At 40.4% G+C, this 22,866-nt stretch carries 25 protein-coding genes and 3 riboswitches; of the genes, 18 read left to right on the top strand and 7 right to left on the bottom strand.

The genetic code is table 11. The annotated features are described in order from the left end of the window. Positions 1 to 120 precede the first annotated feature (120 nt). The 3 genes from QSJ46_RS12190 (at position 121) to QSJ46_RS12180 (ending at position 1,980) form a co-directional block, all read left to right on the top strand. A complete protein-coding gene (locus QSJ46_RS12190) occupies positions 121 to 1,257 on the top strand; it encodes a Rap family tetratricopeptide repeat protein (protein ID WP_107163551.1) in 1,137 nt (378 codons plus the stop codon). Then, a complete protein-coding gene (locus QSJ46_RS12185) occupies positions 1,247 to 1,381 on the top strand; it encodes a hypothetical protein (RefSeq protein WP_024424642.1) in 135 nt (44 codons plus the stop codon). The genes QSJ46_RS12190 and QSJ46_RS12185 overlap by 11 nt, the downstream gene beginning before the upstream one ends. A 170-nt stretch (positions 1,382 to 1,551) precedes the next feature. Continuing rightward, positions 1,552 to 1,980 (top strand): organic hydroperoxide resistance protein, encoded by a 429-nt coding sequence (locus QSJ46_RS12180; RefSeq protein ID WP_024424643.1) that lies wholly within the window; start codon positions 1,552 to 1,554, stop codon positions 1,978 to 1,980. Between the two features lie 34 nt (positions 1,981 to 2,014). Here QSJ46_RS12180 and QSJ46_RS12175 read toward each other — a convergent pair whose 3' ends face one another. After that, positions 2,015 to 2,461, bottom strand: coding sequence for a MarR family winged helix-turn-helix transcriptional regulator (locus tag QSJ46_RS12175; protein ID WP_047203023.1), 447 nt, complete (start codon positions 2,459 to 2,461; stop codon positions 2,015 to 2,017). A gap of 161 nt (positions 2,462 to 2,622) precedes the next feature. On the opposite strand from QSJ46_RS12175, the gene ohrB reads away from it, so the two are divergent. Beyond that, a complete protein-coding gene (gene ohrB / locus QSJ46_RS12170; protein ID WP_107163553.1) occupies positions 2,623 to 3,039 on the top strand; it encodes an organic hydroperoxide resistance protein OhrB in 417 nt (138 codons plus the stop codon). A gap of 238 nt (positions 3,040 to 3,277) precedes the next feature. Here ohrB and guaD read toward each other — a convergent pair whose 3' ends face one another. From guaD to QSJ46_RS12155, 3 genes are all read right to left on the bottom strand, one after another. Then, positions 3,278 to 3,748, bottom strand: coding sequence for a guanine deaminase (gene guaD / locus QSJ46_RS12165; protein WP_047203021.1), 471 nt, complete (start codon positions 3,746 to 3,748; stop codon positions 3,278 to 3,280). A 139-nt stretch (positions 3,749 to 3,887) separates the two neighbouring features. After that, entirely contained in the window at positions 3,888 to 6,176 is a 2,289-nt protein-coding gene (gene metE, locus QSJ46_RS12160) for a 5-methyltetrahydropteroyltriglutamate--homocysteine S-methyltransferase (protein ID WP_107163554.1), read from the bottom strand. A gap of 150 nt (positions 6,177 to 6,326) precedes the next feature. Then, positions 6,327 to 6,518, bottom strand: a riboswitch (cobalamin riboswitch). 112 nt (positions 6,519 to 6,630) lie between these two features. After that, positions 6,631 to 7,590: a S8 family peptidase gene (locus QSJ46_RS12155; RefSeq protein ID WP_041085049.1), complete on the bottom strand. Its 960-nt coding sequence runs from the start codon at positions 7,588 to 7,590 to the stop codon at positions 6,631 to 6,633. A gap of 752 nt (positions 7,591 to 8,342) precedes the next feature. On the opposite strand from QSJ46_RS12155, the gene QSJ46_RS12150 reads away from it, so the two are divergent. The 8 genes from QSJ46_RS12150 (at position 8,343) to QSJ46_RS12115 (ending at position 14,936) form a co-directional block, all read left to right on the top strand. Then, positions 8,343 to 8,546: a helix-turn-helix transcriptional regulator gene (locus QSJ46_RS12150; RefSeq protein WP_039178022.1), complete on the top strand. Its 204-nt coding sequence runs from the start codon at positions 8,343 to 8,345 to the stop codon at positions 8,544 to 8,546. Between the two features lie 210 nt (positions 8,547 to 8,756). After that, entirely contained in the window at positions 8,757 to 9,443 is a 687-nt protein-coding gene (locus QSJ46_RS12145; protein ID WP_039178024.1) for a response regulator transcription factor, read from the top strand. A 3-nt stretch (positions 9,444 to 9,446) separates the two neighbouring features. Continuing rightward, positions 9,447 to 10,796: an ATP-binding protein gene (locus QSJ46_RS12140; protein ID WP_285604760.1), complete on the top strand. Its 1,350-nt coding sequence runs from the start codon at positions 9,447 to 9,449 to the stop codon at positions 10,794 to 10,796. A 66-nt stretch (positions 10,797 to 10,862) separates the two neighbouring features. Beyond that, positions 10,863 to 11,552: a PepSY domain-containing protein gene (locus QSJ46_RS12135; RefSeq protein ID WP_073204932.1), complete on the top strand. Its 690-nt coding sequence runs from the start codon at positions 10,863 to 10,865 to the stop codon at positions 11,550 to 11,552. 93 nt (positions 11,553 to 11,645) lie between these two features. Then, a complete protein-coding gene (locus QSJ46_RS12130) occupies positions 11,646 to 12,164 on the top strand; it encodes a PepSY domain-containing protein (RefSeq protein ID WP_039178030.1) in 519 nt (172 codons plus the stop codon). A gap of 76 nt (positions 12,165 to 12,240) precedes the next feature. Next, positions 12,241 to 12,381 carry a hypothetical protein gene (locus QSJ46_RS12125; RefSeq protein ID WP_180272400.1) on the top strand — a complete coding sequence of 47 codons (141 nt, stop codon included), beginning with the start codon at positions 12,241 to 12,243 and terminating at the stop codon, positions 12,379 to 12,381. 133 nt (positions 12,382 to 12,514) lie between these two features. Next, a riboswitch (M-box (ykoK) riboswitch) is annotated at positions 12,515 to 12,679 on the top strand. A gap of 209 nt (positions 12,680 to 12,888) precedes the next feature. Next, the gene (mgtE, locus tag QSJ46_RS12120) at positions 12,889 to 14,247 is read left to right on the top strand and encodes a magnesium transporter (protein ID WP_039178033.1); all 1,359 of its coding nucleotides are present in this window, start codon (positions 12,889 to 12,891) and stop codon (positions 14,245 to 14,247) included. Positions 14,248 to 14,537: 290 nt separating this feature from the next. Further along, the gene (locus QSJ46_RS12115; RefSeq protein WP_047202740.1) at positions 14,538 to 14,936 is read left to right on the top strand and encodes a hypothetical protein; all 399 of its coding nucleotides are present in this window, start codon (positions 14,538 to 14,540) and stop codon (positions 14,934 to 14,936) included. A gap of 65 nt (positions 14,937 to 15,001) precedes the next feature. Here the strand turns inward: QSJ46_RS12115 and QSJ46_RS12110 are convergent, their stop codons facing one another. Beyond that, positions 15,002 to 15,865, bottom strand: a complete 864-nt coding sequence (locus QSJ46_RS12110) for a LysR family transcriptional regulator (RefSeq protein WP_285604759.1) — start codon at positions 15,863 to 15,865, stop codon at positions 15,002 to 15,004. A gap of 209 nt (positions 15,866 to 16,074) precedes the next feature. Between QSJ46_RS12110 and QSJ46_RS12105 the strand changes: the two genes are divergently transcribed. Beyond that, on the top strand, positions 16,075 to 16,446 hold the full coding sequence (locus tag QSJ46_RS12105) for a cupin domain-containing protein (RefSeq protein ID WP_082672266.1): 372 nt from the start codon (positions 16,075 to 16,077) through the stop codon (positions 16,444 to 16,446). 127 nt (positions 16,447 to 16,573) lie between these two features. On the opposite strand, the gene QSJ46_RS12100 is transcribed toward QSJ46_RS12105, so the two are convergent. Further along, entirely contained in the window at positions 16,574 to 16,903 is a 330-nt protein-coding gene (locus tag QSJ46_RS12100; protein WP_024424656.1) for a MerR family transcriptional regulator, read from the bottom strand. Between the two features lie 192 nt (positions 16,904 to 17,095). On the opposite strand from QSJ46_RS12100, the gene QSJ46_RS12095 reads away from it, so the two are divergent. The 3 genes from QSJ46_RS12095 to QSJ46_RS12085 all read left to right on the top strand — a co-directional run bounded on the left by QSJ46_RS12095 (position 17,096) and on the right by QSJ46_RS12085 (position 18,274). Next, positions 17,096 to 17,251: a hypothetical protein gene (locus QSJ46_RS12095; RefSeq protein ID WP_186319778.1), complete on the top strand. Its 156-nt coding sequence runs from the start codon at positions 17,096 to 17,098 to the stop codon at positions 17,249 to 17,251. 38 nt (positions 17,252 to 17,289) lie between these two features. Continuing rightward, a complete protein-coding gene (locus QSJ46_RS12090) occupies positions 17,290 to 17,454 on the top strand; it encodes a hypothetical protein (protein WP_024426818.1) in 165 nt (54 codons plus the stop codon). A 355-nt stretch (positions 17,455 to 17,809) separates the two neighbouring features. Continuing rightward, the gene (locus QSJ46_RS12085) at positions 17,810 to 18,274 is read left to right on the top strand and encodes a MarR family winged helix-turn-helix transcriptional regulator (RefSeq protein ID WP_095408317.1); all 465 of its coding nucleotides are present in this window, start codon (positions 17,810 to 17,812) and stop codon (positions 18,272 to 18,274) included. A gap of 234 nt (positions 18,275 to 18,508) precedes the next feature. On the opposite strand, the gene QSJ46_RS12080 is transcribed toward QSJ46_RS12085, so the two are convergent. After that, positions 18,509 to 20,929, bottom strand: coding sequence for a bifunctional diguanylate cyclase/phosphodiesterase (locus QSJ46_RS12080; RefSeq protein ID WP_047202742.1), 2,421 nt, complete (start codon positions 20,927 to 20,929; stop codon positions 18,509 to 18,511). 245 nt (positions 20,930 to 21,174) lie between these two features. Here QSJ46_RS12080 and QSJ46_RS12075 point away from each other — a divergent pair, with 245 nt between their 5' ends. Further along, positions 21,175 to 21,789, top strand: coding sequence for a DedA family protein (locus QSJ46_RS12075; protein ID WP_048238690.1), 615 nt, complete (start codon positions 21,175 to 21,177; stop codon positions 21,787 to 21,789). Between the two features lie 77 nt (positions 21,790 to 21,866). After that, positions 21,867 to 22,037: riboswitch (yybP-ykoY riboswitch) on the top strand. A gap of 31 nt (positions 22,038 to 22,068) precedes the next feature. Then, a complete protein-coding gene (locus tag QSJ46_RS12070; RefSeq protein WP_095408319.1) occupies positions 22,069 to 22,860 on the top strand; it encodes a TerC family protein in 792 nt (263 codons plus the stop codon). Positions 22,861 to 22,866: the final 6 nt, after the last annotated feature.

Here is a 22,866-nt window from a genome sequence, read left to right as displayed (position 1 = left end):
TTCAAAAGAGAGTCTTGTGACAACAGGCTCTCTTTTTCCTTTCATTTTTGTATTTCTCCGGTCAAGTATGATAAAATATGGTAATGTTTTATATTTTGAGAAGATTGGAGAAGGCAACGTATGGCGAAAATCATTCCCTCTTCGGATATTGGAGTGAAAATCAACAAGTGGTATGAATTAATCCGCAGATTTGATTCAGAACAAGCAGAACAGTTAAAACAGGAAATTCGCACCTCTCTTGATTCAATGGAAGAAGATCAGAATTTGCTTCTCTATTTTTCTTTAATGGAATTTCGGCATGAGGTCATGCTCGATTATTTAAAGCCATTAAAGGAAGGAAAGCTTCGCGCCAACTTTTCCGAGCTTTCGAAAGAAATAGATGAGCATCAAACGCATGTCACAGGCATGCTTGAATACTACTATCATTTTTTCAGAGGCATGTATGAATTCGGACGGAGGGAGTATATTGCTGCCATATCGTCTTATCAAAAGGCAGAGCATAAGCTTTCTTTTGTATCAGATGATATTGAACGTGCAGAATTTCATTTTAAAATGTCAGAAATATATTATCACATGAAACAAACACATATCTCGATGCACCATGCTAAACTAGCGCTGGATGTTTATGTTCAGCATGAACTGTATGCGCTTCGTACCATTCAGTGTCAATTTATTGTGGCCGGTAACTACGATGATATGAGAAGGCATGAAAAAGCATTACCACATCTCGAAAGAGCACTTGCGAGATCAAGAGAGTTTCAGAATGTGCGTTTTATTGCCTCCTCTTTATTTAATATGGGCAACAGTTATTACCGAATGGGAGACTTGGGCCGCGCACTCGAATTAATGAAAGAATCCATCTCGTTATTTGATCAAAATCAATCCGATCATCTTCGTCGATCTATAGACCCTCTTTATACAGCCGCTCAGATATTATACAAACAAGGAAAACACGAAGAAGCATTACACTACAGAGAAGAATGTATGAAGCGAGCAGAAGCTCTTCAAGATGACATTCATATTCAGAAAACCATATTTCTAGAAGCATTGTATTTAAGACAAGATGCTGAGCATATTAAACGAATTTTCCATTTTTTAGAGTCTGCCTATGCATATCCTGATATAGAGGAGCTGGCATTAGATACCGCAAAGTATTATAATGAAATGGGGGATTATGAAAAATCTTCCATGTTCTATGGGGAAGCGGAACATGCTCGAATCTATATTCAGAGAGGGGATTGTTTATATGAATTTTAAAAAATGGGCAGTCGTCTGTACAAGCATCACCATCATGGCATTGTGGCTGGCAGCAGCAAATGCCGATCCAGATAACAGAAACCATACGCTAGAACAACCGAATCCGCAGCATGACACGATCTAAAAGCCCTTGTTAAAGGGCTTTTTTTCATGTCTAAAAATTTTGGGACATGCTCATAAAAAGGGTTCAGGGAGGAAAACTTAAAAAAGAGTATTTATTGATTGACTCTGCAATTTAAATTGTGTACAATTTAATTGTAGAAAATATTATTGGAGAGAAAGAGGGTTATATTCATGTCAGACGTTTTATTTACAGCAACGGTATCAGCTGTCGGAGGAAGAGAAGGAAAGGTTGTTTCAACAGATGGTGTACTTGAGCATGATGTAGCAATGCCTGGAACACCAAGAGCAAAAAAACTTGAAAAAGCAACAAATCCAGAGCAATTATTCGCAGCAGGCTACTCTGCATGTTTTGATTCAGCCCTTCAAATGGTAGCAAGACAAGAGCGTATCCGTTTTGAAAGTGAAGTAACAGCACATGTCAGCTTATTAAAAGACAGTTCAGATGGCGGCTTCAAACTAGGCGTCCAATTAGAAGTAAAGGGAACTGGCATTGAGCAGTCAGCATTAGAAGAACTTGTTCATAAAGCACACGGTGTATGTCCATATTCAAAAGCAACTCAAGGAAATATCGAAGTAGAACTTGTAGCTGTTGCACAATAATTAGACATCAATAAAAGGCTGAGGGAATGTTCCCTCAGCCTTTTGGTTGTGTTAAATTTTGCAAAAGCTCATGTAAAGAGGCGCGCAGTATTTTTAGCTCTTCTTCTGATCTGCCTGTCCCAGTCAGCATGTGAAACGGAATCGCAGTGGCCTTTTCTTTTAGCTGTTCTCCATATTCCGTTAAACGAATTTGCACAGACCGCTCATCCTCTTTCGAGCGTTCTCGGATAATGAGTCCGTTTTGCTCCATTCGTTTCAGCATGGGTGTGAGTGTACCGGAGTCTAAATAGAGAAGCTCTCCCATCGTTTTCACATTTAATGTTCCATGCTCCCACAATAAAAGCAGTGCCAAATATTGCGGATACGTAATGTTTAATTCTTCTAATAACGGTTTATACTGCTTCGTCATCTCTCGTGAGCTTGCATATAACAAGAAACAAAGCTGATTTTCCAGCTTCATATGTTCAAATTCATTTGTCATGTCAGTCACCAACTATTTTTTGTCATACTTATCATTGTATAAGATTTTCTTCCTTTTTAAAATAAATACAGACGAAAAATGAAAAATTCTTCAATGTGCGATAAATGTTTGAGAAATGACTAGAACGTGAAAAGGATCATTAGATAAAGGAGGAGATGAAGATGAAACCATTATTCACAGCAAAAGTAAAGGCGCAGCATGGAAGAGCTGGACATGTTCGTTCAGAAGATGGTGTGCTCGATCATAACATTGTCATGCCTAACGCAAAGAAAGATGGAGAGACTGGTACAAACCCAGAGCAATTATTTGCAGCAGGCTATGCAGCTTGTTTCGGAGGAGCACTTGAACAGGTAGCCAAGAAGCAAGGGATAGAAATTGAATCGGAAGTAGAAGGACATGTCAGTCTTTTAAAAGATGAAAGCGACGGCGGCTTTAAGCTTGGCGTAAAGCTGATTGTGTCTGCGAAAGGTTATGATCATGACAAAGTGAAAGAGCTTGTCCATGCTGCACATGAATTCTGTCCATATTCAAAAGCAACAAGAGGGAACATTGAAGTAGAGCTTGAAGTGGCGGAGTAATAGTAGAAGACACCTGCTTACGAGCAGGTGTCTCAGCGTGTAGACAAACCCTCGCATTCTTTGTCAGGTCTGCGCTCCGGTGCTCATGAATGTCGAATTCGCTCCGCTCCGGTGCTCGCCCTTCCTAGACTTCAAAGGTTTTCTATCACGCTGAATAGAAGACAAAGGGCTAAAATAAAAAACATTTTAGCCCTTTGTCAACAATTCGCAACACCTGCTTACGAGCAGGTGTCTTTTTTTAATATTCTTTCTTTTTATCGTATGTTTCCCATGCTTCAAATGGCGCAAGGGTTTTTTGAGGTGTCAGCTTGTAAAATGGTATATTTCTTGATTCGTATTCTTTGTTGATTTCTTCATAAATAAACGAGTCATCAAAACCAGCATCCGCTGCATCCTGATGTCCAGCAGCGAAATACACCGCTTTTGGTCTAGCCCAGTAAATAGCGCCAAGGCACATCGGACAAGGCTCGCAGCTTGTGTATAGAGTGCAATCTTCTAATTGGTATGTATGTAGAGTTTGGCACGCTTTGCGAATGGCTGTGACTTCTGCATGTGCGGTAGGGTCATTACTCGTTGTCACATTGTTGCTTCCCTCTGCAATAATCTGACCATCCTTGACAATGACTGCTCCAAAAGGGCCGCCAGTACCACTATTGACTCCTTCTACTGCAAGATCAATTGCGCGTTGTAAAAAATCTTCGTGATTCATTGTCTTCCTCCCTTTGTTCGACTGACTTCTCTAGTATAAACGAATCATGCTAGAAAAGAAATCGTCATAGTAGAAGATCGAACAGGCCAATTTGCACATAAAAAACCCCTGCCACGTTCAGCAGGGGAGAGGTATTCAATTATGCGTGCTGCGCCAGCTTTTTACGAGCGACTTCAGCAGCTGTGACCATGTTTTTCAAAGCAGCAATGGTTTCAGGCTCTTGTCTAGTTTTTAGACCACAATCCGGATTCACCCAGAAACGATCTGTTGGACAAACGTTCAGCGCATCATCAATGATTTCGCTCATTTCTTCAACAGATGGAACGCGCGGGCTATGGATGTCATAAACGCCTAGTCCAAGTCCTTTCAAATACGGGTGCTTTTCTAAGTAATCGAGGAATCCGCCATGACTGCGTGAATGTTCAATTGTAATCACGTCAGCATCCAAGTCTTCGATCGTATCGACAATATCCTCGAAGTTACTGTAGCACATATGTGTATGAATTTGTGTGTCATTTTGAACGGATGATGTGGATAAACGGAATGACTCTGCTGCCCAGTTTAAATATTCTGCCCAATCACTTTCTTTGAGCGGAAGTCCTTCTCTTAGCGCAGGCTCATCCACTTGGATCACTTGAATACCAGCTGCCTCTAAAGCTTCTACCTCTTTACGCAAAGCGAAAGCGATTTGGAAAGCAATGTCTTTTCGAGAGATATCCGTTCTTGGGAAAGACCAGTTTAAGATGGTAACAGGTCCTGTCAGCATTCCTTTAACTTTTTTCTCTGTTAAACTTTGTGCGTAAACTGTCTCTTTCACTGTCATTGGCTCTGTAAACTCTACATCTCCATAAATGATTGGCGGTTTCACGCAGCGTGATCCATAGGATTGTACCCAAGCAAATTTTGTAAAGGCAAATCCGGCTAGCTTTTCACCGAAGTATTCAACCATGTCTGTCCGTTCAAATTCTCCATGTACGAGCACATCCAGGCCAATTTCTTCTTGAATATCAATCCATCGTTTTGTTTCTTTCTTAATAAATTCATCATACTCTGCATCTGTCCACTCATTTTTGCGCCACTTTTGACGAGCACTGCGCACTTCGGCAGACTGCGGGAAGCTGCCAATCGTTGTGGTTGGAAGAAGCGGGAGCTCAAGAGATTCGTTTTGGATACGCAGGCGTTCTTCAAAGGCAACTGGACGTTTAAAATCTTTCGATGAAAGATTGTTGCGTTCCGCTGTTAGATCCGCATTTGTTCCTTTTGCGAACTCTTTTAAGGTAAGAAGTGCTTGTGCTGCTTCGTTAATGTCGGCATCAATGGCAGCTGCTCCTTTTGTTAAACCTTCTTTTAATAATGTCAATTCACCCAGCTTTTCAGTGGCATAAGATAGTCCGTTTAATAGTTTTTCTTCAAGCTGTTCACTTGGGTGTTTGGCAACTGGTACATGCAGTAAGCTGCTTGATGGCTGCAGCCACACTTCTTTCGGCTGAACGTCAGCAATGACTTCAGAAATAAAGGATAATCTTTCCCCAAGATCTGATCTCCAAATATTTCTTCCATCAATGATGCCAGCTGCTAAAATTTTATCTTTCGGGAAGCCGTGCTTTTTCACTTGATCCAGGTTGCGCCCTTGATCATGGACAAAATCAAGACCGATTGCTTCAACAGGATATGTGACAAGCTCTTCATACGCATCTACTGAATCAAAGTAGGTTTGAAGAAGAATGTTCAAGCCAGGTACGGCTTCTTTGATCGTTTGATAAATTTCTTTCACAGATTTTACGTCTTCACTTGAAGCTGTGACAAGTGCAGGTTCATCAATTTGAACCCATTTGACGCCGGCTTCTTCAAGTTCTTTTAAAAGCTGCGTATAAAGCGGTACTAGACGCTGCTGAATTTCTTTCACTTCATTTGCTTCATAACCTTTAGAAAGTGAGACAAATGTATAAAGACCGAGTACAACTGGTTTTGTTTCAACACCAAATGCCTTTTTCACCTTTTCGTAAGCTTCAAGCGGTTTGTTGTGTGTGAGTTTAAATTCTGTGCTTTTTTCGTATTCTGGAACGATGTAGTGATAGTTTGTATTAAACCATTTTGTCATTTCACTTGAGACGGCATCTTTTGTTCCTCTTGCCATCGCGAAGTATGTATCTAGCGGGTCTTTTAAGCTGCGGAAGCGCTCTGGAATCCAATTGAACATAACAGCAGTATCCAGCACGTGATCATAGAAGGTAAAGTCTCCAGAAGGAACAACATCAATTTGTTGATCGATTTGTGTTTTAATGGCAGTTAAAAATTGTTCATCCAGTGTGCCTAAGAGGGTTTCGCGGTCTGTTTGACCTTTCCAGTAAGACTCAAGTGCTTTTTTCCATTCTCTGTTTAAACCAATTCGCGGAAAGCCTAGATTACTTGTTTTAACAATTGTCAATTCCAATTCCTCCTCTAAATATAAAAAGACATTTACGCTCATGATCAAGATTGATGAGGTAAATGTCTGGTTTAAAAGACAAAATGTGTGTGCGAAATAAGGCGTGAGTATCACTGACGCTTATCCGACATCTCCTATCAACCGTAGGGGGTTTGATGTGATAGAGCGGCTGGTATCCTGGCTGGTGAATCTGCAAGCTTTTCATCCTTCCCATCCTAATGACAGTGGATTCATGAGAAAAGCTCTCCTCACTCACAGTGGCGGGACCGCGCCGGATTTTCACCGGTCTTCCCAATTAAAATTCGACGTGTAATCGAATTACCGACTCTCAAACTATGAATTTATTGTGTTCGATTATATAACGTTCACTTCATTTCGTCAAAGTAAATTTTGAATAATTTTAATTAAAAAAATCCTGAGAAAATTCTTACTTTTCTCAGGATCTCTATTTAAGCTATAGAGATAAAAGATCTGCTTCCAATGTTTTTTCTAAAAGGACATCAGGCGCAGTTAAATATAAAAATCCATTCCCTACAAGGGCTTTCGACTGTTTTAATGGAAGGGTTCTTCTGACAAGCTGAGCATAGATCTCAGGCTCTGTCAGCTTGCGCTGGAACGCTTCTTCTTCGGCATTTTTAATAATGGCTAGTGCACCGCTTACGTGAGGGGCAGCCATTGAAGTCCCTGTGAGCCTGCCATATTTATGATTAGGGAGAGTGGATAAAATGTCTTCTCCTGGAGCGACGAGGTCGATTTCTTTATTGGCATTAGAAAATTCAGAGGATTCTCTAGCAAGGGAAACAGAACCGACGGCAATGACCTCATTGTATGCTGCTGGGTAGGAGAACTCTTCCGTACGCTCGTCCCCGTCCCCTTCATTTCCTGCTGCGCATACAACAAGCACACCGCTTTTTACCGCATTTTGAATGGCTTCCTGCAGGGCTGGCTCATTGCTTGGACCACCGAGAGACATGGAGATAATATCAACTTTCTGCTCTGCAGCATAGTTGATGCCATCAATGATCCATTCATATTTTCCGCTGCCATTTTCACCGCCAAGAACTTTCACGATGAGCAGCTTGGCTTCAGGGGCAACCCCTAAAATTCCGCCATTTTGATCTGTTGCGGCAATCGTTCCTGCTACATGGGTACCATGCCCATTGTAGTCTTTGACATTTTCAGCATCTCCATTGTCATCGTCGGTAAAGTTCTTTCCTCCGATAATCTGATCTTTTAAGTCGGGATGCTCTGTGTCACAGCCTGTATCAAGGACAGCTATGGTTATGCCTTTTCCTTTGAAGCCACTTGACCAAAGTTCGGGTGCTTTTATCTCCTGAATACTTTCCGGCGTCTCTTTCGCTTCCATCACATTGGCTTTTACTTCATACGGAATTAAGCGAATTTCACCTTTCATAAGAAAGCCCTCCTTATTTTGTTTTCAAAGTAGATTCAGGCTGCGTAATGTTATTGTATAAAAGAAACTTTTGATCGGAAAGGGTCAATTGTAATAATTTTTCAAATAAACAATCTATTATCAAAAGTGCATTTCTCCTCACTTATTGACGAAAGAGCTCACCTTTTGAAGAAAACTCTTGATATCATATGAAAAAGAAGGAAATGCTGCATAGTGAGGTTGCACCTGTACAGATGAAAATGGGTGAATAGAACTAAAATAGGCAGATTGAAAAAGAATCAATAGATGAAGGAAGAGAAGAAAATAGATAAACCATGAGAGCAGATTATTGCTTTTCAATGATAATTTTATAAAGAATAAGAAATGTAAAAAGTATTTGACATTTAAGGGACTAATGCTATGATTATAAATGTAAAGAGTATTTGACATTTTATTTGGGAGGGGACTAAAGATTGGATTACGTAAAGGTTGTCTATTCAGTTATAATATTATTGATCGGATTGTTCATTTTGATCACTTCGATGATTCAAAAGGGTGATGAACGAAAGAGATTTATTTACTCGAAAGCTCAATCTTATGCGTTTATTGTGGTTTTCGGTATGCTTTTATTAGAAGTCGCACAAAATATTTTTCTAACGATTCAAGGGAACTCAAATCAGGGTATTGGGATTTCACCTATCGCGTTCCTGTCTGTGGTTTCAATAATATATGTATTCACATTCCTCATTTACAGAAAAAAATATGGTGATTAAATGCAGAATCATATTAGAGAGCTAAGAAAATCTAATAAATTGTCTCAAGAAGAATTAGCTAAACTTTGTAAGGTGTCGAGACAAACCATTAATGCGATCGAAAATGATAAATATGACCCCACTTTGCAATTAGCTTTTGACATAGCTTTTGTTTTAGGAACTTCAGTAGATCAGCTCTTTGTCAGCAGACCTATAAAAAAGTAAACAGGCCTCAAGATGAGGTCTTTTTTTGAGTGGTTAGCCGTTTTATTTTCCTTTCAATTGATGTGCGGTTACTGTGTTAAAAAAAAACTTCATTCAATATATTTCTTCTTTTATGAAAAAATAGATGTGAAGATTGTGACTGTTCCAAATGAGAAAGGCAACATATAATAATGGAAAGACAAGCTTGCCTTTCAGATAGGAGAGATAGAGATGAATAAAGGGAAGATACTCGTAGTCGAAGATGAAAAGAAAATCGCAAGGGTGCTGTCACTTGAACTTGAATATGAAGGATATGAGGTGACAGTCAAAGAGACAGGAATGGCCGGCCTTCAGGCTCTTGAAGAAGACAGCTTCGATTTGGTGCTACTTGACGTCATGCTTCCAGAGTTAAGTGGTCTTGAAGTGCTGAGAAGGGTTCGAAAGACAAATACAGCGACACCTATTATTTTGATTACAGCAAGGGGGAGTGTCCCTGACAAGGTAAGCGGGCTCGATCTTGGGGCGAATGATTATATAACAAAACCTTTTGACATAGAAGAATTATTAGCACGAATTCGCGCGCAGCTAAGGTTGAATATACATGCACAAGAAGAAAAGGAGACAGAGCTGAGCATAGCAGATTTAACGGTCAACGAGAAAACAAGAGAAATACAAAGGGCTGGGCAAATGCTTGAACTCACGCCGAGAGAATATGATCTGCTTGTCCACTTACTGAACCATCAGCAGCAAGTGCTCACAAGAGATCAGCTTTTAACAGCGGTTTGGGGTTTTGATTATTTCGGTGATACAAACGTGGTTGATGTCTATATCCGTTATTTAAGGAAAAAAATTGATTACCCATTCGAAAAACAGCTGATTCACACAGTGAGAGGTGTGGGTTATGTGATGAAAGGATAAAGAATGAGATTAAAAAATAAGATTCAGCTTTATACGTCGTTGTCTTTGTTTTTAATGGTGCTCTTGTTTCATACAGCCATTTATTTTATTTTTTCGATGACCTTGACGCAAAAAGATATGTCCCGTTTGTCTGAGGTGGCTGAAAATATTGCCATTGCTTTAAAAAAATCAGAGGAAGAGGGTCTTCCGTCCTCGGAGCTGCTGAAGGCGTACCTGCCTCAAAATGGCATGATCCGTGTCGTGACAGAATCGGGAGAGTCAAAACTGACTGTCACAAAGGAATCAACGTTTAGCTCACTGCCTTTTACATACGAATCTGGCCAGACGGCTGAAATCAAAGAATACAATAAGCATATGGTTGCGTTCGCTGCTATTCCGGTCATTTGGACAAATGGTGAGATTATGTCGCTTCAAGTATATGAAGAAATCGAAAATACGGAAGAGAACTTAGCGTTATTAAAAATGATTTTAATCACAACCGGCGTTTTGTTTATTGTGCTTTCCTATTTTGCAGGCCACGTGTTAACAAAGCAAATTGTCCGGCCGATTAGCAGAATAACGAGTACCATGAAGGCAAGTATGAAAGAGAAGGCGTTTAAACGAATTGAATTAACAGGCGATTCAAAGGATGAGCTATATCAAATGGGACAAACCTTTAATGAAATGTCCGAGATTCTCGAGAAGCATTATGAAAAAGAACAGCAATTTTTGCATGATGCCTCTCATGAATTAAAGACACCGATTACCGTCATTATGAGCTACAGCAATTTACTAAAGCGCTGGGGGCAAACACGTCCAGAGGTTGTAGAAGAATCTTCCAAAGCGATTCATGATGAAGCGAAAAAAATGAAAAGACTGACAGATCAATTACTGACATTGGCGAAAAACGGTCAGCCGTTATACTTAGATATGAAGCCGGTCGATCTTGGTCATTTGTGCAAGCAGCTATGTCATACACTTGAGGTCGCCACCAATCGAACGATCCAATTCCATGTGCAGACAGATCAGCCGCTGATCGCAGAAGGAGACGAAGAGAAAATCAAACAGCTTTTGACCATCTTAATTGATAATGCGGTCAAATATAGTAGAGAGCCAGTTGATGTGACCTGCGGATGGTCAGGAGACAAGCCATTTATTTCAGTGATTGATCAAGGAATCGGTATAAAAGAAGAGGATCTGCCGAAAATCTTTGACCGCTTTTTCCGTGTGGATGAAGCGAGAAACAGCGAGACGGGCGGAACCGGACTTGGTCTTTCAATTGCGAAGCAAATTGCAGAAGAACATGGGGCCGAGCTGAAGGTAGACAGCCGTATCGGCGAAGGGACAGCCATGACCATTCTTTTTCAGAAATGAATGGGTCTTTTCTCATCAATTTCTCATTTCCTCCTTATAAAATAGGAAATAGGAAGGAGGCGCTGCATGTCTAGAAAAACGAAAATGGTGCTTGCGCTCGCAGGATGTCTTGCAATTCTTGCGGCCTTTGCAATGCTCATGATCCAAACCATTGATCATAAAATATTAAGTGAAGCAGAAATGAAAAAAATGATCTCAAAAGACTACAATGGAAACATTACTCATATTGATCTAATCAACCATAAACAGGACTATACATTGACGCTGGAAAATGCAAATGGCATCTACCAAATCATTGCATCTTCTGCAAGCGGTCAAATGAAAGAAATTAGACAGTTAAAAAGCTATCAGAAGCCGAATGAAAAAAATGCTGAGCTCCAGGCAGAAGAGGCGGCTGTTAAAAAGGTGAGCGGAACCGTCATTCAAAAAAAAGAGACGTCAGATCGTTTTATTTTTACCATCCAATCAAAAAAAGAATTATATCAAGTTGAGGTCGACAAACAGTCATTCAAGGTGCTTGAAGCAGAAAAGAAAAAACCAACCTCTAAAGAAAAGAAGCTCACAAAAATCACTGTCGAGGAAGCGATCCAAATTGCCGTCAAAGAGGTTGGCGGAACAGTGGATGATGCCGATCTTGAAACATTCAGCGGTATGCTCGTATTTGAGGTGGAGCTGGATTTGCCTGACGGCAGAGAGGCAGAGGTACTTGTGAACGCCTATACAGGAGACATTGAGGGCATTACGTACGAAAACTAATCCTTTTCTCATGATATTCTCATGTTTCTTTCCTTCCTTTATCATCTTGTTTTCTTAAGATATAGAAGAAATCAAAAAGAGGAGGAAATAAACATGATGAAAAAAGTACTAGTAGCTACAGCATTAACGGGAACTCTTGTCGCAGGTGGTTTCACACTTCAAGCACAAAATACAAATCAAACAGCAAACGCCGAGCAAGTCGTGCAAAAGAAATCGTCTTTTGTTTCAAAGAAACAAGCTGAAAAAGCAGCCTTAAAAGTGGTGAAAGGCTATGTAGACGATGTGGATCTTGAGCGTAAAAAAGGAAAATGGGTGTATGAGGTCGAGATTAAAAAAGGCGGCTTTGAATATAAAGTATATGTCGATGCAAAAACTGGAAAAGCGCTGAATGATCCAGTCAAAGAAAAGAAACAGAATGTGAAGATCACGAAAAAACAAGCTGAAAAAATTGCTCTTGCAAAAGTAAAAGGCACAGTCACCGATTCTGATCTAGATAAAGAAAATGGTGTGTACATCTATGAAGTTGAAATCACAACACCAAGCGGCGAAGAAGTTGATTTTGAGATTTCCGCTAAAACGGGCAAAATCCTGAAGCAAGAATGGGATGATTAAGCCATCACCAAACCTTACACTTTCATGTGTAAGGTTTTTTCATTGGGACAAACTACGGGAAAGGAGGCGAGAGAATATGAAGAAAAAAGAAGAAGAGCAGACAATGGATTATGCGGAATACGTTCCGCATCCTGATGGAGAAGGATATGCTTTGTTTTTGCATGATTCCTTTCATCTCCTCTCCCAAGAGGATATGAATCAGCCGGAAGAGGAATAAAAAGACAGGAAAGAGCGATGGCAAGAGCTGTCCATCGCTTTTTTTTAAAAAAGTAAGCGAATACATAAGAATACTTGGCATCTTGCTTATTGACATCATTCCGCTTTTTCTGTAATCTCAGTGTGTTAACAATATGAGACTTCGTTAGGTGAGGCTCCTGTATGGAGATACGCTGCTGCCCAAAAATGTCCAAAGACGCCAATGGGTCAACAGAAATCATCGACATAAGGTGATTTTTAATGCAGCTGGATTTTATCCTATGCCATACAGTGCTAAAGCTCTACGATTGAAGGAGCAAGTGTTTATTTTGTCATGCTTACAAAGCGCCTTCATTCGGTTGAAGGTGCTTTTTTATGAGAAAAGGAGGTGTGGGGATGGATCATCCCGATTCGAGACACATAGAGAGTATGTCAAAAGATCAGATTGACGCATCAGACAGAGGAGATCCTGACCCCCCGCACATTCTAAGGGATTCGGGTATCTCCTGACTTTGGGGAGGTAACAGCGATGATACAGAACATTACGTACGATGAACTCATTTTAAGAATCATTATTTTATTAAGAGATGGCAAACGCAAAGAATTCAAAAACATTATGGAAGAACTTCAGCCATATGACATGGCCTATTTATTTAAAGAACTTCCAGAAAAACACCGCGGCCGCTTTCTCAGCTTTTTAACAGTCGATGATGTGACGGAAATGATGGGTGAGCTTGAGCGCGAGTACCAAGAAATTGTGCTTGAAAAAGTAGGGAAAGACAAAGCCACCTTCGTCACAAACAAAATGGATAACGATGACCTAGCCAACTTGTTTGATGAAATGGATGATGAGCTGAAAGATCAGCTTTTATCAAACATGGAGGCAGAGGAATCAAAGGCCGTCCAGCTTCTCATGAATTATCCTGCTGAGACAGCAGGTCGGATCATGACCAACCGGTACGTATGGATTCCTCAGCACTATACGGTTCAGGACGCAGTTGTGAAGCTGAAAAGCTTTGCTGAAATTGCAGAATCGATCAACTATTTATATGTTATTAACGATCAAAAGCAGCTTGTAGGGGTTCTGTCGTACCGCGATCTCATTTTAGGTGAACCAGATGAAAAAGTGCAGGATCTTATGTTTACAAGAGTCATTGCCGTTGGAGCCTTTCAGGATCAGGAAGAAATCGCCAAGCTGATTGAACGGTATGATTTTCTTGCCATTCCTGTTGTGGAAGAGAACAATGTCCTGGTCGGAATCGTCACAGTCGATGATATCATTGATGTCGTCATCCAAGAGGCAGGAGAAGACTATGAGAAGTTCGCAGCCTCCGGTAAAGATATTACATTCGACACGCCCGCTTTTGTTGCAGCATACCGCCGTCTCCCGTGGCTCATTTTACTTTTATTCATTGGGCTGATTTCAGGCAGTATTTTAAATTACTTTGAAGATACCCTTCAGCAAGTCGTCGCCTTAGCCTTCTTCATGCCAATGATTGCTGGGATGACAGGGAATACAGGGACACAGTCGCTAGCGGTCGTCATTAGAGGACTTTCAAAAGAGGAATTAACGAAAAAAACCATTATGCGCCTGATTTTTAGAGAGCTCCGAACCAGTATTTATATTGGGATTGTCTGTTCCATCATTATTACAGTCGTCGCAATGGTGTGGCAGGGCAATATGATTTTAGGTTTTGTTGTCGGGTCCTCACTACTTGCCACACTGATTATTGGAACGATGGCAGGTACGATCGTGCCTATTATTTTACACAGATTAAACGTCGACCCTGCTATTGCATCTGGGCCGCTCATTACAACATTGAATGATATTTTATCACTGCTCATCTATTTTGGAATTGCCACAGCATTCCTCCATACACTTATGTAGCAAGAAGACTGTAAAACATGACGTTTTACAGTCTCAGCGCGCTGACAAACCCTTGCAGTCGGTGTCAGTCCTTGCGTGCCGGTGCTCACGAATGTTCAATTCGCTCCGCTCCGGTACTCGTCCTTCCTAGACTTCAAAGGTTTTCAGATCGCGCTGAACGGTAGACAAAGGACCATCCTTTGTCCACAATCTAAGACTGTAAAACATGACGTTTTACAGTCTTTTTTTGTATAAAGATTGCATATAGCGCTTCCATCCTTTACATTTTAAGGAGAAGGTGGGAGAGAAACATGAAGAAGTTTTTATTCATTTTGATGTGTTTGCTTTTGCTGAATGCATGTCAAAGGGAAGACGAGGGGAAAGATCGGAGGCTAGTGGCTGCAGAGCATATGCTTGAAGCCATCACTGAAGGAAATAAAAGAAAAATGGAAGACGTCTACGTCGAAGGTGCGTTCCCGAGCCCAAATGACATTCTGAAATTGAAAAAAGAATGGGGCATAGACACACTTTCTTATGAGGACTTTCAATTGGAAGAAGCCAGCATTCATGTGTTCCATGCGAATTATGAAGATGCAAAAACCGGGAAGAAAAAGGCACTTGCCCTCCGGGTGAAAGAAGATCCAGAAAGAGGCGGTGTGCTAATTGACTTTGTAGGGGTTGTTGAAGGGTCTGAGGCATCCTCTAAATAAAAGTCAAGGTATATTTAAAAGGATAGAAGAGCCGACAAAAATTAGCTCTCCTATCCTCTTTTTTATCACAAATCAGTTATACCCATTAACTCCATAAAGTGTGAGAGGGCACTGGTCATGTAAGAATCGCGGCGCCTTATAAACACAGTGGGTACTATTCTATGTGGCTCCGGTAATGGATGACAGGTAAAGCCGCCTTGCACCCGGGATTCAACCATAGATTTTGGTAATACGGTAACTCCCAGTCCGTTTTCAACGCATTTAAGCACGCCCTCTAAAGTACCATATTCCATTACCTTCATAGGAGGATAACCGCTGCTCTCTAGCCATTGCTGCCAACGGCCTAAATAGATGCAATGAGCGAATGACGAGAGCAATGGTTCGTCTAAAATTGATTCTACCTGGAATTGCTCCGAGGAGTAGCTTGTAATCAGGACCAGGGATTCGTCCAATACAGGATACTCCATAATTTCCGGATGAAGAATGGGCCCATCTACCAATGCGCCGTCTACCTTGTAGTTGAGAATAGCGTTAACTTGATCTACTGTAGGTGCCATATACATACTCAATTCTACTTGTGGAAAATTCTTATGATATTCGGCAAAAATTTTTGGCAATCTTGTAGAAGCGGTTGACTCTATAGATCCAATGTGTAAAGTTCCCCGCGGAGTAGAGGAAAGCTTTACTGCCTCTATCGCTTCTTCGAAATCGTAGAGTAATTTGTTTACATAGGGCAATAGTTCGCGTCCTGCAGGTGTTAAAGATATCTTCTTATGATATCGATAGAGAAGAGGAACTCCTAATTCTTGTTCAAGACGTTGGATTCGTGCAGTAACATTGGACTGCACATAATTCAATTTCTGTGCCGCTTTTGTGATGCTTTGTTCAATTGCAACGGCTTTAAAAACTTCCAAAGATTTAATATCCAAAATAACTCTCCTTTTTGCATCACAAATTGTGATTAACTATACGTTATTTTTTGATTTTACGTGATCCAACGGAATAAGTAAACTTAATGATATAAGAGGTTGATGCTAATTGTGTCCCTTGGTATTTGATCATGAGGAGGATGGTGAGGTAGGGAATTTTATCTGGAAAAAGATAAACAGACGTTTCCAATGAATGAGGAGGGAATCTATTGATTTCTAAGACGAATATCCAAGAGAAATTTTTGCAAATAAATGATTATTGGAATCCTAGAATAAGCGGAGAATTGAACGATTCATACATTAAAATGGTAAAAGTTAAAGGTGAATTCATTTGGCATCACCATGATGACGAGGATGAAATGTTTTTTGTATGTAAAGGGAAGCTGGTCATCCGTTTCAGGGATAAAGAAATAGCTCTTAATGAAGGGGAGTTTATTGTGATTCCTAAAGGAATTGAACATCAGCCAATTGCTGAAGAAGAAGTTCATTTGCTATTAATTGAACCTAAAACGACTCTAAACACTGGGAATGTGGTCAATGAACGAACCGTTTCGATTCCTGAACGAATCGATGAACACTAACTCGTTGCACTTAACAGGCGCGTTAGTTAAAAAAGAGGCAGCAATCGCTGTCTCTTTTTCATTCAGCAATTGCAACAATCAATACGAACAAAGCTTTGATTTTAAAGAGTAAGCGATTCTTTTTTGTTTAACGATTTTTATACCGAAAGTGTGCATTAATCTGGCCTTCAAGCATTTTTTTCTTAAATTGTCCGCTTTTTAGCGCTTGTTCTTTTTTCTTCATGTCTTTTAAAATTTCAGCTGTCTGCACACCGTCTTCCCGTTTATTGGCGATGTCCATTAAACGTTCAACATCTGCAAAAGAATATTTCCGTGTGCCTCTTGTTGAGCGCTGGGGGTAAATGAGTTTACGTTCCTCATAATATCGGATTTGCCTGACGGATAGCCCTGTTAACTCACTGACAATCCCGATTGAAATGACTTTTTTATCTTTATAAGATACATCTTCCTGCGTCATATACTCACCCCTGCAAGTCTTTTCTTCATATTATATAGAACGAGAAGTAAAAAAACCTATCGTTTGTTAGAAAATATAACACAAAAACGAAAAAAATGAAAAAACTATGGAAGGAAAGATAACAGGTAATGTGCAATGCATCTTACGTCGGCATATAATCATGGTGAGTTGACATAGGAGGAGGAGCATATAATGGAGCAAGCACAGATCATTCGTATGGCAAAAGAAATCATCGCATTAGATGTGAAGAGGGATGAATTGCTCGAGCAATTCATGCAGGCTGCGGGTCAGAATGCACATGCGCTTCTAAGAGCCATGCAAAATGATTTGTATGAGAGGTCTTCATAAGCACCCGATCCAAATCACTTGATAGGAGGGGATAATCGGTGCGGCGTATATTAAAAGAAGCTTTAGCAAAAGAAAGACATTATTATACGAAGCAGCTATGTTCATTGGGGGTTTACAGCCCTGATGCGGCCAAGAACATGACAATTAGTGACTTAAAAAAAGAGTATCATTTCTTTTTCAACAAAACAGAGCGCTGTTTGTAAAAATCCCTTGAAATGTGCGTATGTCACATAAAGGGTTCTTTTTTTGTTTAATATTATAGCAATATTGAATTTTGTAGAAATTTGGCGAATGAAGTGCAAGAAACCATAGATTCTTTACAGATTATGTTAAAGTGTGTCGCATCTTGATGGTTTGCTGAAAAAGCTTTTTTTCGAGATGATTGTGAAAAATAAGAAGGATTTTAAAAGTTTATATCGAAAACTTATACATAACACGAATGGAGTCACTTATGTGGTTGAAAGGGTTTTCAAAAACGTACTTCTATTTTTTACGAAAGGCTCCAACTGCACCGCAAGACAGCCTTGAAGTTAAAAAAATATTATAAGAGGTAGATATGTGATGAGACTATCGTTTAATGAAGAAGAAGTAGAACGCTCAATGACGCTTTACAAGGTTTTTGCAAGAGCATTTAAAAGCGTTTCAGAACACAGTATTAGAGACAGCAAAGAGCATGGGTTTAATCCAACTGAATTTGCCGTACTTGAATTACTGTACACGAGAGGTGCTCAAAAGCTTCAGCAAATCGGCTCAAGACTCCTGCTTGTCAGCGGGAATGTGACGTACGTAATTGACAAATTAGAACGAAATGGTTTCATTGAAAGAGAACAGGACCCTAAGGATAAACGTTCGGTTTATGCCCATTTAACGGATAAAGGGCGAAGTTATCTTGACAAGATTTATCCGATCCACTCTCTTCGGATTGCGCGTGCATTCTCTGGTCTGACGCGTGAAGAACAAGAGCAATTGATTAGTCTATTGAAAAAAGCAGGTATTCACAGTCAGCATTTATTATTTAGATAAAACGAAAAGGTGCCATGATTGGCACCTTTTCGATTGTTGATAAAGGGCTAAAGTGATCTTTATTTTAGCCCTTTGTCTTCTTCTTAGCTCAGCGTGACAGAAAACCTTTGAAGTCTAGGAAGGACGAGTACCGGAGCGGAGCGAATTGAGCATTCGTGAACACCGGCACGCAGGACTGACACCGAATGCGAGGGTTTGTCTGCACGCTGGAAGGTGCCATGATTGGTACCTTTTTTATGTATCAAGATGCGCCGGATAGGCGATGAATTTTTCAATATCGCTTGCTGGCAGCGGCTTGGCATAATAGAACCCTTGCAGGTCGTCACAGCCCTGGGCAGATAATAGCTGGGCCTGTGCAAATGTTTCAACACCTTCTGCTATCACTTCGAGAGATAATTGGTGTCCCATCGCTATAATAGCCCCTGTAATCTGTTCTGACTTTGAATCACTTAAAATATCCTCAATAAAGGATTTATCAATTTTCAGTCGATGAATAGGTAAATCCTTTAAATAGCTTAATGAGCTGTGGCCTGTACCGAAATCATCAATACTAATGCGGACGCCAAGTTGTTTTAGCGATGTTAGCACTTGTTTTGATTGCTTGATATTGTCCATTGTCATACTTTCTGTGACTTCAAGCTCCAAGAGGGACGGTTTCAGGTCGTATTTTTTCAGTGTCAGCTTGATCAAATCAATTAAGTCTTCAGAATTGAATTGTTTCGCAGATAAATTCACAGCCACAGGGATCTTTAGCCCATCGTCATACCACCTTTTTGCCTGCTTACCAGCCGTGTCAATGACCCATCTGCCAATATCGATGATCAGTCCTGATTCCTCTGCCAGCTCAATAAAAGCCTCAGGTGACTTTAAGGAACCATCTGGTGCCTTCATTCTTAAAAGGGCTTCAACCCCAGTCATCTTTCTTGTTTTGGCACTGACTTGCGGCTGGTAGTGAAGGACAAATTGTTCTCTTTGAATGGCATCCCTCAGCTCTAGCTCTCGGTTTAACCTGTCCTCACTCAATCTTTCCATGGATTCGGTAAAGAACTCATAACGGCTTTGCTTATGTTTTTTGGATAAATACATGGCCATATCGGCTTTTCTCATCAGCTCCATTCCGTCTTTGCCATTTTGCGGAGAGATAGCGATCCCAATGCTGATCGATGTAATGAGTTGATGGTTCTGGATGAAAAAAGGACGTTCAAATTGATGGATGATATTTTTAGAAAATTGTTCGACTTTATATGTATCATGATCCATGTGAGGAAAGATCATTAAAAATTCATCGCCGCCAAGTCTTGCGATAAAGCCATTGTCCGGTAAACATTGCGTCAGTCTATTTGCGGCAGCTTTCAGCAGTAAGTCTCCGATGTTATGCCCAAGTGCATCATTAATAATTTTAAAACGATTTAAGTCAAGAAACAGAACCGCTGTTGATGTTTTTGACTTTTCTTGAGCGGAGAGAACATCATTTAAATGATTAATGCCGTGGCGGCGGTTAGGAAGCTCTGTTAATGCATCATAATGTGCCATCACATGAATTTCTTTTTCTGCTATCCGCTGCTGCGTTAAATCTTTTAAAACAAGATAAATGCTGTCGAGTGAATTGTTTACATGGACAGGTATGTAAGTGACATGATAATAATAAAAACGATCTGCTGCTTTCAGTTCTGCTTCGCGTGTAATGGCTTTTTTTGACTGAGAAATAAATTCTTCCCACAATTCAGTAGGCATCACATATTGGCTGACATCATCACCAATCTTAGAATTGCACAACTCTAAGATTTGTTTACCTGAGTCATTTGCAGAAAGCACCTTTCGATGGACAGATAACACGATAATACCGTCTATATTATGCTTGATCAGCGATTGAAACCGCTGTTCATTTTCCTTCAGCTGATCTGACTGTGTCATGATCCGGTGATCAATATAGGCACCAAAGATCATCAGCGTTTGGACAATCAGTGTCATCAATCCGATGAAAAGCGACAGACTGAATGGCGACATTTCAAAAAAACCACCATCAGCGGCCTGTCCATTTGTATGATAAAACATGGTAGAGGCAGCCATACCAGTATAATGCATACCTGCTATAGCACCGCCCATCAACATTGAACCAAGACCCTTTAAAAGATAATTCTCCCGTTTACTTTTAGTGCGGTCAACACGAAAGAAGAGCTTCAATGAGAAGTAGGAGGTAATGGCAGCAATGAAAAACGAAAGAAAAAAGAGGACTGGATCATAGCTGATTGAGACATTGGCCATTGATTCCATTCCAAGATAATGCATGCTACAAATAGCTGAACCCATGGTGATTGAACTAATGAGCAGCCGTCTTCTAGAGAGCTGCTTTTGAATGCATATTGAAAAAGCGATCAAGGATCCGATAAATGAGGCCAAAATCGATAAAATCAGTAAGTATGTATCATATGTGATGCCAACACGCATTTGAAATGCCATCATGCCAATAAAATGCATCGACCATATCCCCATTCCCATGATCATTGCACCAATGAGCAGCCATACCTTTTTCTTTGCACCGCTTGATTGTGCTACCCTGCTGGCTATATGAAGAGCTGAGTAGGAGGCAACAGCGGCGACAGCGATTGACAGAAAGACAAGCCATCCATTGTAGCTTCCTGTTAAATGGGTCATGTAAAAAACCTCCTGTATCTTAAAACAGACATATACTTAATATATCGGATCGAATGGCTTCTGTGTTCACCTTTCCTTCACTTAAATAAAACAATCAACGTTTTTTTCATCCTTCTTTTATAGTAAAATCAAATTTAATGTAAAAAAACGACGAAAAGTGAATCGTTTCTTCAGTTTTATTCGTTTAATATATGGTGTGTTTCTAAAAGAGATAGAATCAGTCAAATGATTATGTGTGAAAGGGATTGATAAACATCGAAGATTTTATTATTTCTTTAGCTGATGCCTTTAAGAACTTGTCATACTTTGGCATCTTCCTTGCATTATGCATTGAATTTGTACCTGCTGAAGTGGTTTTGCCTCTTGCGGGTTACTGGGTCTCAGAAGGGGACATGGCCTTTATCGGTGTTGTGGCGGCCGGCTCCATTGGCGGCGTGGCTGGCCCTTTGACCTTGTACTGGTTAGGACGTTACGGCGGCAGACCCTTTTTAAATAAATATGGAAAGTACTTTTTTATAAAACCAGAGTCGCTTGATAAATCGGATGCTTTCTTTGAAAAGCATGGCGGATTCGTCGCATTCAGCGGCCGGTTTATACCAGGGGTTAGGACGCTTATTTCCATCCCGTGTGGTATTGCGAAGATGAATGTGTGGGTCTTTTGCCTGTATACGTTTTTGGCGATTACACCAATTACGTTTGTTTATGTGTATCTTGGGTTTATGCTCGGAGAGAACTGGAAAGAGGTTGGCGCCATGTTAGATCCATATCTTTTACCAATTGGAATCGGTGTTGTGTTATTGTTTGTTCTCTACCTATTTATAAAACGAAGAAAAAGAAAAACAGAAACGCCAACTGCCTAATCAATGGATTGGAGCGAAAGTCACCTGTTGACAATCCAGTGTCTATTGATTATGATATAAGTAATCTAAATATTCTAAATCCCGCCAAAGGGGAGTAGCGTCCGGTTTTTACCGGAAACAAAGTCGTCATTACATGGACTGATGTTCATCGGCTTTGTTGGCATGATTCTACATATCACATGTCTAGCAAGACCTTTGCCATTACAGGCAAAGGTCTTTTTTGCATTCATAAGCCTTTGTCTGTTGTGGGACAATAGATAAAAACAAGGAGGAATGATGATGGATGCAGCTATAATTTTAGAGTACGGATGGGTTCTGCTCGTACTGATTGGATTAGAAGGGATTTTAGCAGCTGATAACGCGCTGGTCATGGCCGTGATGGTCAAACACCTTCCTGAGAAACAAAGGAAAAAGGCACTGTTTTACGGACTTGCAGGTGCGTTTGTCATGCGGTTTGGTTCTCTGTTTCTTATTTCGTTTTTAGTGGATGTATGGCAAGTTCAAGCCATTGGCGCAATTTATCTTCTTTATATTTCCATTCACCATATTTTAAAATCGCACGTATTTAAGAAAAAGGAAGCTGAAACAAACGTAAAACAAAGCGGCTTCTGGGCAACAGTCGTGAAAGTAGAGCTTGCCGACATTGCTTTTGCTGTAGATTCCATTTTAGCGGCCGTCGCTTTAGCTGTGACACTGCCGGCAACAAGTCTTCCGCAAATCGGTGGACTTGATGGGGGTCAATTTATTGTCATTCTTTTAGGTGGTATCATTGGTCTTGTCATTATGCGATTTGCAGCAACTGTCTTTGTGAAACTGCTCAAAACAAGACCGAGCCTAGAAACAGCAGCATTTGTCATTGTCGGATGGGTAGGTGTGAAGCTCACGCTTTATACACTGTCACATCCAGCCATTGGGGTCGTATCATCTCATTTTATCCATTCAACATTATGGAAAGTCATTTTCTGGACAGTGCTTCTCGCAATTGCAGCATTTGGCTGGTTTTTATCAAATCCATCAAGAAAAGGCGGGCAGGAAAACGAGGAGAAACAAGAGGTACGCCTAGGAGAGTAGGTTTTT

Origin of the sequence: Bacillus sp. YKCMOAS1 (assembly GCF_030268125.1) — a bacterium.
GTDB lineage: Bacteria > Bacillota > Bacilli > Bacillales > Bacillaceae > Bacillus > Bacillus safensis.
This window is presented reverse-complemented; position numbering and strand designations above follow the sequence as displayed.

Bases quoted from the DNA above. Each gene is read 5' to 3' on its own strand.
- QSJ46_RS12070 (WP_095408319.1), top strand. From the start codon at position 22,069: ATGGATGCAGCTATAATTTTAGAGTACGGATGGGTTCTGCTCGTACTG.
- QSJ46_RS12190 (WP_107163551.1), top strand. From the start codon at position 121: ATGGCGAAAATCATTCCCTCTTCGGATATTGGAGTGAAAATCAACAAG.
- QSJ46_RS12130 (WP_039178030.1), top strand. From the start codon at position 11,646: ATGATGAAAAAAGTACTAGTAGCTACAGCATTAACGGGAACTCTTGTC.
- QSJ46_RS12145 (WP_039178024.1), top strand. From the start codon at position 8,757: ATGAATAAAGGGAAGATACTCGTAGTCGAAGATGAAAAGAAAATCGCA.
- QSJ46_RS12175 (WP_047203023.1), bottom strand. From the start codon at position 2,461: ATGACAAATGAATTTGAACATATGAAGCTGGAAAATCAGCTTTGTTTC.
- QSJ46_RS12125 (WP_180272400.1), top strand. From the start codon at position 12,241: ATGAAGAAAAAAGAAGAAGAGCAGACAATGGATTATGCGGAATACGTT.
- QSJ46_RS12180 (WP_024424643.1), top strand. From the start codon at position 1,552: ATGTCAGACGTTTTATTTACAGCAACGGTATCAGCTGTCGGAGGAAGA.
- ohrB (WP_107163553.1), top strand. From the start codon at position 2,623: ATGAAACCATTATTCACAGCAAAAGTAAAGGCGCAGCATGGAAGAGCT.
- QSJ46_RS12080 (WP_047202742.1), bottom strand. From the start codon at position 20,929: ATGACCCATTTAACAGGAAGCTACAATGGATGGCTTGTCTTTCTGTCA.
- QSJ46_RS12185 (WP_024424642.1), top strand. From the start codon at position 1,247: ATGAATTTTAAAAAATGGGCAGTCGTCTGTACAAGCATCACCATCATG.
- QSJ46_RS12100 (WP_024424656.1), bottom strand. From the start codon at position 16,903: ATGACGCAGGAAGATGTATCTTATAAAGATAAAAAAGTCATTTCAATC.
- QSJ46_RS12140 (WP_285604760.1), top strand. From the start codon at position 9,447: ATGAGATTAAAAAATAAGATTCAGCTTTATACGTCGTTGTCTTTGTTT.
- QSJ46_RS12115 (WP_047202740.1), top strand. From the start codon at position 14,538: ATGAAGAAGTTTTTATTCATTTTGATGTGTTTGCTTTTGCTGAATGCA.
- QSJ46_RS12135 (WP_073204932.1), top strand. From the start codon at position 10,863: ATGTCTAGAAAAACGAAAATGGTGCTTGCGCTCGCAGGATGTCTTGCA.
- QSJ46_RS12150 (WP_039178022.1), top strand. From the start codon at position 8,343: ATGCAGAATCATATTAGAGAGCTAAGAAAATCTAATAAATTGTCTCAA.
- QSJ46_RS12095 (WP_186319778.1), top strand. From the start codon at position 17,096: ATGGAGCAAGCACAGATCATTCGTATGGCAAAAGAAATCATCGCATTA.
- mgtE (WP_039178033.1), top strand. From the start codon at position 12,889: ATGATACAGAACATTACGTACGATGAACTCATTTTAAGAATCATTATT.
- QSJ46_RS12155 (WP_041085049.1), bottom strand. From the start codon at position 7,590: ATGAAAGGTGAAATTCGCTTAATTCCGTATGAAGTAAAAGCCAATGTG.
- guaD (WP_047203021.1), bottom strand. From the start codon at position 3,748: ATGAATCACGAAGATTTTTTACAACGCGCAATTGATCTTGCAGTAGAA.